11 protein-coding genes are annotated in these 12,826 nt (G+C 76.3%); 5 read left to right on the top strand and 6 right to left on the bottom strand.

Translation table 11 applies throughout. The annotated features are described in order from the left end of the window. Positions 1 to 161 precede the first annotated feature (161 nt). The gene (locus ABZ457_RS23975; RefSeq protein ID WP_359160678.1) at positions 162 to 1,136 is read right to left on the bottom strand and encodes an acyl-ACP desaturase; all 975 of its coding nucleotides are present in this window, start codon (positions 1,134 to 1,136) and stop codon (positions 162 to 164) included. 237 nt (positions 1,137 to 1,373) lie between these two features. Beyond that, positions 1,374 to 3,023: an ATP-binding cassette domain-containing protein gene (locus ABZ457_RS23970; protein WP_359160675.1), complete on the bottom strand. Its 1,650-nt coding sequence runs from the start codon at positions 3,021 to 3,023 to the stop codon at positions 1,374 to 1,376. A gap of 503 nt (positions 3,024 to 3,526) precedes the next feature. On the opposite strand from ABZ457_RS23970, the gene ABZ457_RS23965 reads away from it, so the two are divergent. After that, complete coding sequence (locus ABZ457_RS23965; protein ID WP_359160672.1) at positions 3,527 to 5,809, top strand: FUSC family protein; 2,283 nt, start codon at positions 3,527 to 3,529, stop codon at positions 5,807 to 5,809. 12 nt (positions 5,810 to 5,821) lie between these two features. Here the strand turns inward: ABZ457_RS23965 and ABZ457_RS23960 are convergent, their stop codons facing one another. Continuing rightward, entirely contained in the window at positions 5,822 to 7,453 is a 1,632-nt protein-coding gene (locus ABZ457_RS23960; protein WP_359160669.1) for an FAD-binding oxidoreductase, read from the bottom strand. Between the two features lie 93 nt (positions 7,454 to 7,546). Here ABZ457_RS23960 and ABZ457_RS23955 point away from each other — a divergent pair, with 93 nt between their 5' ends. Beyond that, positions 7,547 to 8,254 carry a TetR/AcrR family transcriptional regulator gene (locus tag ABZ457_RS23955; RefSeq protein ID WP_359160666.1) on the top strand — a complete coding sequence of 236 codons (708 nt, stop codon included), beginning with the start codon at positions 7,547 to 7,549 and terminating at the stop codon, positions 8,252 to 8,254. A gap of 216 nt (positions 8,255 to 8,470) precedes the next feature. Here ABZ457_RS23955 and ABZ457_RS23950 read toward each other — a convergent pair whose 3' ends face one another. Further along, on the bottom strand, positions 8,471 to 8,884 hold the full coding sequence (locus tag ABZ457_RS23950) for an SsgA family sporulation/cell division regulator (protein ID WP_359160663.1): 414 nt from the start codon (positions 8,882 to 8,884) through the stop codon (positions 8,471 to 8,473). Positions 8,885 to 9,071: 187 nt separating this feature from the next. Here ABZ457_RS23950 and ABZ457_RS23945 point away from each other — a divergent pair, with 187 nt between their 5' ends. Next, positions 9,072 to 10,265 carry an oxidoreductase gene (locus ABZ457_RS23945; RefSeq protein WP_359160660.1) on the top strand — a complete coding sequence of 398 codons (1,194 nt, stop codon included), beginning with the start codon at positions 9,072 to 9,074 and terminating at the stop codon, positions 10,263 to 10,265. A 54-nt stretch (positions 10,266 to 10,319) separates the two neighbouring features. On the opposite strand, the gene ABZ457_RS23940 is transcribed toward ABZ457_RS23945, so the two are convergent. After that, the gene (locus ABZ457_RS23940) at positions 10,320 to 10,619 is read right to left on the bottom strand and encodes a YciI family protein (RefSeq protein WP_359160657.1); all 300 of its coding nucleotides are present in this window, start codon (positions 10,617 to 10,619) and stop codon (positions 10,320 to 10,322) included. Positions 10,620 to 10,676: 57 nt separating this feature from the next. Between ABZ457_RS23940 and ABZ457_RS23935 the strand changes: the two genes are divergently transcribed. Beyond that, entirely contained in the window at positions 10,677 to 11,384 is a 708-nt protein-coding gene (locus tag ABZ457_RS23935; protein ID WP_359160654.1) for an endonuclease V, read from the top strand. A 19-nt stretch (positions 11,385 to 11,403) separates the two neighbouring features. On the opposite strand, the gene ABZ457_RS23930 is transcribed toward ABZ457_RS23935, so the two are convergent. Beyond that, complete coding sequence (locus ABZ457_RS23930) at positions 11,404 to 12,219, bottom strand: MerR family transcriptional regulator (protein WP_359160651.1); 816 nt, start codon at positions 12,217 to 12,219, stop codon at positions 11,404 to 11,406. Positions 12,220 to 12,260: 41 nt separating this feature from the next. On the opposite strand from ABZ457_RS23930, the gene ABZ457_RS23925 reads away from it, so the two are divergent. Further along, complete coding sequence (locus ABZ457_RS23925) at positions 12,261 to 12,782, top strand: DUF6194 family protein (RefSeq protein ID WP_359160648.1); 522 nt, start codon at positions 12,261 to 12,263, stop codon at positions 12,780 to 12,782. Positions 12,783 to 12,826 lie beyond the last annotated feature (44 nt).

Below are 12,826 nucleotides of genomic sequence, written 5' to 3'. Positions count from 1 at the left end.
TGTTTTTTTTTTTTTGGGGGGGGGGGGGGGGGTGGGGGGGGGGGGGGGGGTGGGGGGGGGGGGGCTGGGGGGGGGGGGGGGGGGGGGGGGCGGGGGGGGGGGGGGGGGGGGGGGGGGGGGGGGGGGGGGGGGCGCCCGCCCCCCCCCCCCCCGCGGCGGGGTCAGGCGCCGGCGCGGGCCGCCATGCGGGCCTTGCGGGCCGCGAGCCTCTCGTCGAACTTCTTCGCCTCGCCGTCCAGTCCGCCCATGTACAGGCCGAGTTCCTCCTGCGCCTTGCGGCCCTCCGGGCCCAGCCCGTCGATGTCCATGATCTTCAGGAAGCGCAGCACCGGCTGGAGCACGTCGTCGTGGTGGATGCGCATGTTGTAGATCTCGCCGATCGCCATCTGCGCGGCGGCGCGCTCGAAGCCCGGCATCCCGTGGCCGGGCATGCGGAAGTCGACCACCACATCGCGGACCGCCTCCATCGTCGGGTCCGGCGCGATCTCGAAGGCCGCCCGCAGCAGGTTGCGGTAGAAGACCATGTGCAGGTTCTCGTCGGTCGCGATACGCGCCAGCATCCGGTCGCAGACCGGGTCGCCCGACTGGTGGCCGGTGTTGCGGTGGGACACCCGCGTCGCCAGTTCCTGGAAGGCCACATAGGCCACCGAGTGCAGCATCGAGTGCCGGTTGTCCGACTCGAAGCCCTCCGCCATGTGGGCCATGCGGAACTGCTCCAGCTTGTCCGGGTCGACGGCGCGCGAGGTGAGCAGGTAGTCGCGCATCACGATGCCGTGCCGGCCCTCCTCCGCCGTCCAGCGGTGGACCCAGGTGCCCCAGGCGCCGTCGCGGCCGAAGAGGGTGGCGATCTCGTGGTGGTAGCTGGGGAGGTTGTCCTCGGTCAGCAGGTTCACGACGAGCGCGATCCGGCCGATGTCCGTGACCTTGGACTGGCCGGGCTCCCACGCCTCCCCGTCCTCGAAAAAGCCGGGGAAGTTCCTGCCGTCGCCGAACGGGACGTACTCGTGCGGCATCCAGTCCTTGGCGACCTTCAGGTGGCGGTTGAGCTCCTTCTCCACCACCTCCTCGAGGGCGTACAGCAGCCGGGCGTCCGTCCAGGCGTCCGAACTGCCGAGGTGGGGAGAGGTGATCGTCACGGGGGCTCCTGGGGACGGGAGTAGTACCTACGGATTCGTAGGTTACGAGACCGTAGGTTAAGCAGGGATAAGCCAGGGGGCCAAGCCCGGACGCGTGATGCCCCCTTGCCGACCGTTATGTCCCCTGGTGGTGGCCGGGCGGCGAGACGTACGTCACGTCCGTTCTCCCCGGTGGGAGGCCGTCCGGACCGGGAAACGCCCCGGTCAGGACGGTGCGCGCACGCCCAGGACCGGCGGTCAGGGGGCGGGGGTCCCGTCCCCGAACACCTCCTCCGGTGACGCGTCGCGCAGGCCCTCGCCGTCCAGCAGCAGCCAGCGCGTGATCCCCGCCGACGCCAGGAACGCCGGGTCGTGGCTCGCCACGATCAGCGCCCCCTCGTACGCGGCGAGCGCGCCGGTGAGGCTGCGGACGCTCGCCATGTCGAGGTTGTTCGTCGGCTCGTCCAGCATCAGGAGCTGCGGGGACGGCTCGGCCAGCAGCAGCGCCGCCAGGGCCGCCCGGAACCGCTCGCCGCCCGAGAGCGTGCCCGCCGCCTGGTCGGCCGCCGCACCCCGGAACAGGAAGCGGGCGAGCTGCGCCCGGATCCGGTTGTTGGTGGCGCCGGGGGCGAACCGGGCCACGTTCGCGACGACGCTCAGCGAGTCGTCGAGCAGATCCAGCCGCTGCGGCAGGAAGCGCAGCGGCACCTCGGCCACCGCCTCGCCCGACTCCGGCGCCAGCTCGCCCGCGAGCGTGCGCAGCAGCGTGGTCTTGCCCGCCCCGTTGCGCCCCACCAGGGCGATCCGCTCCGGACCGCGCACCTCGAAGTCCCCGTGCAGGCCGACTCCGTAACGGAGGGTGAGATCGCGCAGCCGCAGCACCCCGCGGCCGGGGTGGACCTTGGTGTGCGGCAGGTCGATACGGATCTCGTCGTCGTCGCGTACGGCGTCCACCGCCTCGTCCAGCCGCTCCCGCGCCTCGGCGAGCTTCTCCGTGTGCATGATGCGGTGCTTGCCGGCCGACTCCTGCGCCGCCCGCTTGCGGGCCCCCATCACGATCTTGGGTTCGCGTTTGGAGTCCCACATCTTCTGTCCGTAGCGCTTGCGGCGGGCCAGTTTCACCTGGGCGTCGGCGAGTTCGCGCTTCTGCCGCTGCACATCGGCCTCGGCGACGCGCACCATCCGCCCGGCCGCCTCCTGCTCGACCGCCAGCGCCCGTTCGAAGTCGCTGAAGTTGCCCCCGTAGAGGCGTACTTCACCGTCGTGGAGGTCGGCGATCCGGTCGACCAGCTCCAGCAGCTCCCGGTCGTGGCTGACCACGATCAGCACCCCGGACCAGGCGGCCACGGCCTCGTGGACGCGCCGCCGGGCGTGGAGATCGAGGTTGTTCGTCGGCTCGTCGAGCAGCAGCACGTCCGGCCGGGCCAGCAGCTGCGCGGCGAGCCGCAGCAGTACGCCCTCGCCGCCGGACACCTCGCCGATGGTGCGGTCCAGGCCGATGTGGCCCAGTCCAAGCTGGTCGAGGGTGGCGAGGGCGCGCTCCTCCACGTCCCAGTCGTCGCCGACGGCCGTGAAGTGCTCCTCGCTCGGATCGCCGCCCTCGATGGCGAGGAGCGCGGCGCGGGCGGCCGCGATGCCGAGGACCTCGTCCACGCGCAGGGCGGTGTCGAGGACCACGTTCTGCGGCAGCCGGCCGACCTCGCCGACGGTGCGGACGGTGCCGTCGGACGGGGTCAGCTCGCCCGCGACCAGCCGCAGCAGGGTGGACTTCCCGGAGCCGTTGAGCCCGGTCAGCCCGGTCCTGCCGGGGCCGATGGCGACGTCGAGCCCGTCGAAGACCTCGGTGCCGTCCGGCCACGAGAAGGAGAGGGCGGAGCAGACGACATGGTGGGTGGTGGTGGATGACATGGGTCTCCCGGTTGCGAGGAAAGGGGTGGGGGCAACGGGTGGGGACACCGGGGCGCGTGTGAGGCGGTGGCCGGGCCGGGAGGGGGTGGAACGGGTGGAGAAGGGTCCCGGTCGGGCGGCGGACGGCTGTGCGTCGAGGTCACACGCGGTGCGGCAGGCGGAAACGGCCGTGCGGCACGGGTGTCTCAAGACCTCAGACGAGCAACGTCCTACTCCGATCGACGACAACAGAACCGTCCTCGACGGTACGGAGGGGCGGGCGGGGCGTCAACGGAATTAGGGGCGTCAACGGAATTGAGCCGAAGCGGAACCAGGGGGCGTGGGGCCGCCGGTCCGGGCCCGGGGGGCCAGGGCGGGCGGCGGGGCTGCTGCGGCTGACAGGTGGCCGTCGGTGCCGACAATGGAGGTACGGCGGGGTGCCCATCCCCGGGCGGGCGCCCTCCGCCGGGGTCGCCCCGCCGGGGTCGCCGTGGCCACCGGGGTCGCCGTGGAGAGGAGCGCCCATGCCGGATCGGCCCGTGCGCGGTGCGTTCCGCCCCACCCCGGAGCGCGTCCTGTCGGCGCGCCGGGCGGTGCGGGTCACCGTCGCCGCCGCCGTCGGCTTCTACCCCGCGCTCTACCTGCTGGACCGGCCCGTCGCCGCGATCTACGCCCTCTTCACACCCATCGCGCTCGGCGTGCTCTCGCCGCTGCCGGGAGCGGGACGGGACCGGGCGGGGCTGGTGCTGAAGGCGCTGCCCGTCGCCGTGGTGCTCACCGTCCTCGGCACCGCCCTCGCCGTGGGGACGGCGCCGGCCGTCGCGGGCATGCTCGTGGTGGGTTTCGTCCTCACCTTCGGCGCGGCCTGCGGCCCGGGGCCCGCGGGCGTGGCGCCGGGGCTGCTGCTCTTCTACATCCTGGCCTGCTTCCCGCCGTACGCCCCCGACACCCTGCCCCAGCGGCTGGCGGGGGTGATCGCGGGCGGGCTGCTGCTGGCGCTCTGCGAACTGCTGCTGCTTCCCGCGCCCCGGGAGGTGCCCTACCGGGAGCGGGTGGCCGCCGCGCTGGCGCTCGCCGCCCGTGCCGCGGCGGACTGCGCGCGCGGCCGGGGCGGCGACCCCCAGCGGGCGGCCGAGCTGCGCGAAGGCGGGCGCGCCCTGCGGCTGTCCCGGCTGCCGCCCGGCGTCCGCCCGACCGGCGCGGGCCGCACGGACCGGGCGCTCGCGCACACGGGTGCCGCGGCCCGGCGGCTCCTCGACCAGCTCGCCCGGGCCACCGGGAACCCCGCGCCACCGCCCGGCCGGGACCTCGCCTCCGTGACGCTCCTCCGGCAGATCGCCGCCGAGTGCGCGGCCACCTCGGACGCCCTGTGCCGGCGGCGGCCCGCGCGCGGACCCGAGGCACTGGAGGAGATGATCACCGAGTTCCTCGCCTCACGCGGGCGGGACGCCGAGGAGTCCCGGGAGCGGCCCTCGCCCGAGGTGCTCCGCCGGCAGTCCGCCGTCCTCACCATGGGCGCCTCGGCCGTCATCGCGCGGGCCGCCGTCGGTATCGCGCTCGGCGGTGTGCGCACCGCGCGGGGCCTGCCGCGCGAACAGCTCTGGTACGCGCGGCCCGGCACCGCCCGGCTCTGGTGGATCCGGATCACCGGCAACATCACCCAGCGCTCGGTGGTCTTCCAGAACGCGGTGCGCACGGCCCTGGCGCTGGCGGCGGCCCGTCTGGTCGCCGGGTCGCTCGACCTCACCCACGGGTTCTGGGTGCTGCTCGCCGTGCTGACGCTGGTCCGCACGACCGCCGGCGCGACCTGGTCCGCCGTCCGCGCGGCGGCCGTGGGCACGCTGGGGGGCGCGCTGGCCGCGGGGGTGCTGCTCACCGAGGCGGGCGGGGCGACGGTGGTGTACGCGGCGGTCTTCGTGCCGATGATGCTGATCGCGTTCACGGTCGGGCCGGTGGCGGGGGTCGCCTGGGCGCAGGGGCTGTTCACCCTGGTGGTGTCCTCGGCGTTCGCCCAGCTCGCACCCGTGACCTGGCGGGTCGCCGAGGCGCGGCTGATCGATGTGCTGACCGGGTGCGGGATCGGACTGGTCTGCGCGGTGCTGGCCTGGCCGGCGGGTGCGGGGGCGGAGGTGAGGCGCGGGATGGCGGAGCTGCTGCGCTCGGCGGGGCGGATGGTGCCGCCGACGGTGGGGGCGGCGTTGCCGGGGGGTGACGGGCCGGGTCCCGGGGCCGGGCCCGTGCGCCGGACCGGCCTGGGGAGGAGGGCGGTGGGCGGGGGCGCGCAGGACACGGGGGAGGCGGCCCGCTGGGAGACCCTGCATGTGCTGCGTCTCGCCGAGGCGGCCCACGCGCAGTACCGGAGCGAGCCCGGCGGCGACCGCACCGGCGCGGGGCACGACTGGGTGGCCGCGCTCAACTTCGGCATCCACGCGCTGGTGGGGGCGCACTGGCTGCCCCGCCACGACCCGGGCCACGCGGTGCCGCCGGACGCGGCCCGCTGGGCCCGCGCGGCGGCCGGGGCCCTGGCCGAGGCGGCGGACCGCGCGGCCGGCTTCCCCCCGGACGGCATCCGCCCCGCCCGCCCCCGCCTCCCCGAGGAAACCCTGCGCACGGCCCCGGCCCGGATGCTGCCGGTCCTCGTCGACGTGGAGAACTGGCTCGCGACGCTCACGGACGACCTTGCGGCCGTCGACGGGGCGGCGGTGGGCGACGCGGGGCCCGGGCCCGCACCGGACCCAGCGGCGCGGGGTGCCCCGGAGGCGGCCCCGGACGCGGCCGGGGCCCGGGGCGCCCCGGGCGCGAGGTAGGCGCGCCCGGGCCTACGGTGTGTCGACCAGGACGCCCGGGTTGAGGACCCCCGCCGGGTCCAGTGCCCGCTTGGTCGCGCGCAACGCCAGGGCGAAGGGCTCCGGGCGCTGGCGGTCGTAGGACGGGCGGTGGTCGCGGCCGACCGCGTGGTGGTGGGTGATCGTCGCGCGGTGGCGGTGCAGGACCTCGGCCGCGACGGACTTCAGCTCGTCCCAGACGGCCACCTCGTTGCCGGGCCGCCCCGCCGCCACGACCGTGAAGTAGGGCGCGGCGCCGTCCGGATAGACGTGTGTGAGACGGCAGTTGACCATCGGCGGGTGGCCCGTCGTCCGGAGTGCCGCGGCCGCCACCTCCGTGCGTACGTCCTCGATCAGGGCGGGCACCCGGTCCCAGGTCGCGGCCGTCTCGAAGGTCTCGACGACCGCGCCCATCCGGGCCAGGCCGTCGCGCAGGTACGGCATCCGCAGGAACGCGGAGCGCCAGGCGTCGACGGCCGTGTCCGGTGCCCCGCCCCCGCCGGTGGGGGTCTCGGTCCGTCCGCCGTGGGAGCGGGCGAGGCCGACGGCGAGGGCGAGGCGGTCCTCGACGGGGGCGGTGGCCGACTCGAAGCCGAGTACCAGCACCGCCGAACCGTCCCGGGAGGCTCCGGCGAGCGCCGCCTCGCCCGCGTCCAGGAGACGGCAGTTCGCCGGGCCGAGGTCCGACTGCGCGAGCGCCCGCACCGCCTCCAGCGCCGCGCCGAAGTCAGTGAAGGAGACCGCCGCCGACGCCTTGTGCCGCGGCCGTTCCTGGAGCCGCATCCACGCCTCGGTGATGATCCCGAGGGCGCCCTCGGAGCCGAGGAAGAGCCGGTCGGGCGAGGGGCCCGCCCCGGAGGACGGCAGCCGCCAGGACTCGGACGTCCCGGCGGGCGTCACCACGCGCAGGGACTGCGTGAACGCGTCGATCCGGGTCCGCCCGGTCGCGTAGTGGCCGCCCGCGCGGGTGGCGAGCCAGCCGCCCAGCGTGGAGAACTCGAAACTCTGCGGGAAGTGCCGCAGCGTCAGCCCGTGCGGCCGCAGCGCGTCCTCCAGCGCCGGACCGTACATCCCGGCCTGGATACGGGCCGCTCGGCCGGTCGCGTCCACCTCCAGGACCCGGTCCAGGGCGGTCAGGTCGAGGGAGAGGACGGCGCGGTGGGCGTCGCCCCGGTACTCCACACCGCCCGTGACGGAGGAGCCGCCGCCGTACGGGACGACCGCGACGTTCCGCTCGGCGGCCCACTCCAGCAGATCGGCCACGTCCTGGTCCCGGGCCGGGCGGGCGACCAGGTCCGGGACGCGGCCCGGTCGCCTGCGCAGCGCCCGGATCACGTCCCGGTACGCCTTGCCCGCCGCCCGCGCGGCCCGGGCCGCCGGGTCGGCGGTCACCAGGTGCGCGAGGGCTCCCGGCGGCGCGACGGCGGGCGCGCCGATCCCCAGGTCCGCGATGCGGGGGACGGGGAGCGGACGGGCGAGGGTGCCGGGGACGAGCGCGCCCAGCTCCGCGCACTCGGCGTCGCCGGGGTGGGCGTCGGCCCAGCCCCAGCCCCACCAGGACCGGGCGCGCGCGGGGCGGTCGCCGGACGGGGGCGAGGGTGGGGTCGAGGTGGTGGCTTCGGTCATGGGTCTGCCGCTCCGTGATCCGCCGACGGGCATCCCCCGAGGGCCCGGCCGAATTTACCTTGAGGTAATTTACCGTAGGGTAATATCAGGAGCGTGGCAAGCAATCCGACCGGACCCCGGTCCGGCAATCCGACGGGCCCCCGGTCCGGCACCAAGGGCGTACCGCGCGCCGAGCGCGAGCGGCAGATCCTCGACGCGGCGACGGAGGAGTTCGGCCGGCGCGGTTACGCGGGCGCCTCCCTGTCGGCCGTCGCGGCCCGCGTCGGCGTGACCAAGACCCTGCTGCACCAGTACTTCGGCACCAAGCAGGACCTCTGGCTCGCCTGCCTCACCCCGGCGGGGGACCGGCTGCTGGCGGCCGTGCGGGAGGCGATGGCCGAGGGGGGTGCGGACCCGCGCACCCCGCTGCGTGTCCTGCGGGCCGTGTTCACCGCGCTGGAGGGGCGGCGGGAGGCGTGGTTCGTGCTCTACGACCCCTCCCTGCCGGCCGACGGCGAGGCGGCGCGCCGTGCCGCGTACTACCGGGACGCGATCGACGAGCTGGCCGCGACGGGCAGCGCCGAGCTGTTGCGCGCCACGGCGTCGGCCACGGCGTCGCCCGGCGTCGTCGGCGGGCCGGTCGACGCCGAGACCCTGCGCCTGGACGCGGACGCGCTGAAGTACGCCTGGCGGGGGCTGGTCACCGCCCTGGTCCGGTGGTGGATCAGCCACCCCGGCGAGTCGCCGGACGCGATGGCCCGGCGCTGCGCGCGGCTCTTCGCGGCGGCGGGGGCCGCGTTCGCGGCGGACGACGAGACGTAGGCGGGGGTCCTGCGCGGGGCGGGCCCGGCCGGGGCGGCGGCTACCCCGAGGGTGTGTGCTCCCCGCGGTGGTCCCGGCCGGGGCGGGCGCTGCTCCCCGCACGGACCGGCCCGCGCGCACCCCGGCGTCGGCGGGTGCTCCCCGCGGTGGACCCCGGCCGACGCCGTCCTCGGGACCACCGTCCTCGGGACCACCGCCCCCGGGCCCGCCGCCGCGTCAGTGCCCGCCGAGCAGGTCCGCCAACTCCTCGTCGAGGTCCAGGTGCAGATGCTCGGTGCCCGTCGGCACCAGGCCCTCGGAGCGCTCCAGGAAGCGCCGCAGCTCACCGGTGCGGATGTGCACCATCGCGATGCCCTCCGGTGCGTGGAACTCCAGCACCGTGCGCTCGTAGCCGTACGGCCGTACCCGCACGTCGCCCGACCCGGCCGGCTCCTCCACGCCCTCGGTGAGCAGGCGGCGGGCGAACTCCCAGGAGACGTCGGTGCCTTCGAGGGTCGCCGGGGCGGGGAAGTCGATGCGTACCGAGAACGGCTCGCGGCGGTCGTAGTGCAGCGTCGCGGGGACCGACTCCATCCGGGGTGCGGAAGCGACGAGCCGGGCCTGCACGGCCTGCTCGATGACGGTGGACACGACCCGCTCCTTCACTGTGCCGATCGCCCGATCACCGGCACACGTCTCCTGGCGCGGAGGAAGACGACTCGGTGACCGGATCCGTGCACCCCGGAACGGGGTGACCTCCGTCACCGTCGCCCGGCTGCCCCGGGTGGCCGTCTCGCACTCTGGACGCCCTGGAGTTCGTGGACTAGCTTCCGGCGCCATGGCATTGAAGGGGAAGACGAGACGAGCGGTGTCGGTGGGGCTGAGCGCCGTCGCGGTGGCTGCGGTACTGGCCGCCCCGGCGCGCGCGACGGCCGGTCCCGGGGCCGCCACCGCACCCGCCGCGACGACCACCGCCACGGACCCCGGCGCGGGCGGGACCACCGTGGACACCGGCGCCGCCGAACGGGCCGCCGCCAGCGTGCCGTTCGGCTGGCGGCTGAAGGAGACGGGCACCCAGGCCCGCTTCCGCGGCCTCGCCGCGGTCAGCCGCACCACCGCCTGGGCGGCCGGCTCGGCGGGCACCGTGCTGCGCACCACCGACGGCGGCCGCACCTGGGCCGATGTGTCCCCGGAGGGCGCGGAGGGGCTGGAGTTCCGGGACGTCGAGGCCTTCGACGCCCGCCGCGCCGTGGTCCTGGCGATCGGCGAGGGCGAGGCGTCCCGGCTGCTGCGCACCGAGGACGGCGGCCGGACCTGGACGGAGTCCTTCCGCAACACCGACCCCCGGGCGTTCTACGACTGCGTCGCGTTCTTCGACAGCCGCCACGGCCTCGCGATGAGCGACCCGGTCGACGGCAGGTTCCGCATCCTGTCCACCGGGGACGGCGGACGCAGCTGGCGGGTGCTGCCCGACACGGGCATGCCCGCGGCCCTGCCGGGCGAGGCCGGGTTCGCCGCGAGCGGGCAGTGCCTGGTGACCGCGGGCCGCTCGGACGTCTGGCTCGCCACCGGGGGAGGGGCCGCCGGCCGGGTGCTGCACTCCGCCGACCGGGGCCGGACCTGGACGGTCGCCGACTCCACGATCCCCGCCGGGGACCCCGCCCGGGGCGTGTTCGCCCTGGCCTTCCGCGACCGCGCGCACGGCCTCGCGGTCGGCGGCGACTACCGCACCGGTGAGCCCTCGCCCCGTGCCGCCGCCGTCACCCGCGACGGGGGCCGCGGCTGGCGGCAGGCAGCTACGCCGCCGCCCGCCTACCGGTCCGGGGTCGCCTGGCTGCCGCACACGCGCACGGCGGCGCTGGCGGTCGGCCCGACGGGCACCGATCTGACCCTGGACGGCGGCCGCACCTGGCGGACCGTCGACACCGGCTCCTTCGACACGGTCGACTGCACGGCGGACCTGGGCTGCTGGGCCTCCGGCGAGAAGGGCCGGGTCGCCCGGTTGGAACCCGGGGCGGGCACGGCCCGCTGACGGGCGGGGCCCCGGCGCGCCGATGCCGCCGGGGCCGAGGCCCGTCCCCGGGATTCAGGCGGGCAACTGCTCCCGGTACGCGGCCAGTTCCGGCGCGGTCTTCGTCGCCGTGAACTCGGTGATCCGGTACGCGCACACCCCGCCCGTCACGAACGGGTCCGCCGCGGTGATCTCCTCGGCGCGCGCCCGGTCGATCCCGGCGGCCAGGATGACCCCGCCGTCCCGCGGGTTCTTCCGGCCCGAGGCGATGAACACGCCCTCCGCGTAGTACGCGTCCAGCCAGGCGACATGCGCGTCGAGCAGGGCGTCGGCGCGCTCGACCGGCGCGGTGTACGTCAATTCCAGTACGAACATGATCGCCAGGCTACCCGCCGCCTCCGACACCGCGGCTCCGCCGTACGCTGCCGCACCATGACCTTCGTCGACGTTCCCGCGGGCTGGCCCGCCACCGAGGAGGCCGCCCGCGCGGTCCAGGACGAACTCCGCGCCCGTGCCGTCCTCGACGAGCCCGGCCCGCCGCCCGGCACCGGGCACCTCACCGGCGTGGACGTCGCGTACGACGACGCGCGGGACCTGGTCGCCGCCGCGGCCGTCGTCCTGGACGCGGCGACCCTCGCGGTCGTCGAGGAGGCCACCGCCGTCGGCCGGGTCTCCTTCCCGTACGTGCCCGGCCTGCTGGCCTTCCGTGAACTCCCCACCGTGCTCGCCGCCCTGGAGTCCCTGGACGCGGACCCGGGGGTCGTGGTCTGCGACGGGTACGGGCGCGCCCACCCGCGCCGCTTCGGACTCGCGAGCCACCTCGGGGTGGTCGCGGGGCTGCCGGCCTTCGGCGTCGCGAAGAACCCGTTCGTGTTCACCCACGCCGAACCCGGCCCGGAGCGCGGCGCGTCGGCGCCCCTGCTCGCCGAGGACGGCGAGGAGGTCGGCCGCGCCCTGCGGACCCGGGCGGGGGTGAAGCCGGTCTTCGTGTCGGCCGGCCACCGGGTGACCCTGGAGTCGGCGTGCGCGCAGACGCTGTGGCTGGCGCGGGAGTTCCGGATTCCGGAGACCACCCGGCGGGCGGACGCGCTGTGCCGCCGTGCGCTCAAGGAGGCGACGGGGGCAGCGGGACCGGGCTGACCCGGGCCCCGGCCCGCCTCTACGGCCCGGCTGCCTCGGGGGTCCCGGCCGTTGCCGGGGCGGCGCCCCCGGCCGTCGCCGGCACCAGGTCCACCCAGTCCACCAGGTCCGCCAGGTCCGCGCCCGCCCGCAGCAGCGCCACGCTCCGGGCCGCCAGACCGTCCAGACGGCGGCGCAGAATCGTGTCGGCGTCCGCCAGACCGTCGAGCCGGTCCAGGGAGGCCATGACCTCCCGCACGGCGGGGATGCCGTGGCCGCCCGCCCGCAGGGCCGCGACCACCCGGGCCGCCGCCACCGCCCCCGGGCCGTAGCGGCGGGCCCGCAGCGAGGTCACCCGCTCGGGCGCGACCAGACCCTCCTGCTCCCAGAACCGCAGCGCCGAGGGGCGCACACCCAGGGCCCCCGCGAGTTCGGTGATCGTCATCGAGTCGCCGTCCTGCTCCAGACCCTCACCCGGCGTCGCCCCCGTCTCCGCCCGCACGCTCCGCAGCGCCTCCCGGGCGCGCAGCGTCTCCGCGCGCTCCCGGGCCAGGCCCGCGTGCAGCGTGTCGACCGCCGCGGCCGCGTCCACGAGCGTCGCCGTCCGCAGCTCCGCGAGCAGCCGCCGCGCGGCGACCGGCCCGACGGCGGCGGCGAGGCCCCGGTAGGCGCGCAGCGCCCGGACGTGCAGCGCGGTCCAGGCCCGGTAGCCGTTCTCGGCGCGGGCCGCGGGCGGTGTGACCCCGAGCCGTTCCAGGTCGCGGACCTGCTGGAGGGAGTAGCCGGACTCCCGCGCCACGTCCGCGGTCCGCAGCGCCCTGCCCCGCTCGCCCGCCTTCACCGTCCGCTCATCCATCGCCGAACCCCACACAAGCACTTGAAGCCGACACTCGAACCATGGACAGCAGCATGCAGCAGATCATCGACACCGTGCGGTCCTTCGGCGGCGCCCTCGTGGTCCTCCCGGGCCCCGGTGGAGGCTTTCCCGAGGAGGCGTGGGGGGACGCGTTCTTCTTCCACGCCCCCGACGGCACGATGCCCGCGCACACCCAGCCCTACGGGACGATCACCACCCGGGACCTGCCCGGCGACACCGCCTCCGACCTCGATCCGCCCGGCCGGTGGCGGGTGAACATCCACGTCGGGCGGACGGCCTTCGGCCGACTCGTGCGGGAGGAAGCGGACCCGGACCACACCGCCGCCGACGTCCTGCTGCCGCACCCCGTCTACGGCGCGCAGGGCTGGGTCTGCGTCGTCACCCCGGGGGAGCGGACCACGGCGGAGGTGCTGCGCCTGCTGCGCGCGGCCCATGACGCCGCGGCGGCCCGGCACCTGCGCCGGAGCGCGACCGGCGCGAGGGGCACCACGGGCGCGGGGCGTACGGGCGAGGCGGGGCCGGCGGCGTCAGCCGGGGACTGACGGGCGGGCAACGGCAGCCGGACGGCGGGCCGGGCCCGGTCGGT

The sequence above is a fragment of the Streptomyces sp. NPDC005805 genome (assembly GCF_040630445.1).
Taxonomy (GTDB): domain Bacteria; phylum Actinomycetota; class Actinomycetes; order Streptomycetales; family Streptomycetaceae; genus Streptomyces.
The sequence above is the reverse complement of the archived record's forward strand: the minus strand, read 5'-3'. Positions and strand labels throughout refer to the sequence as shown.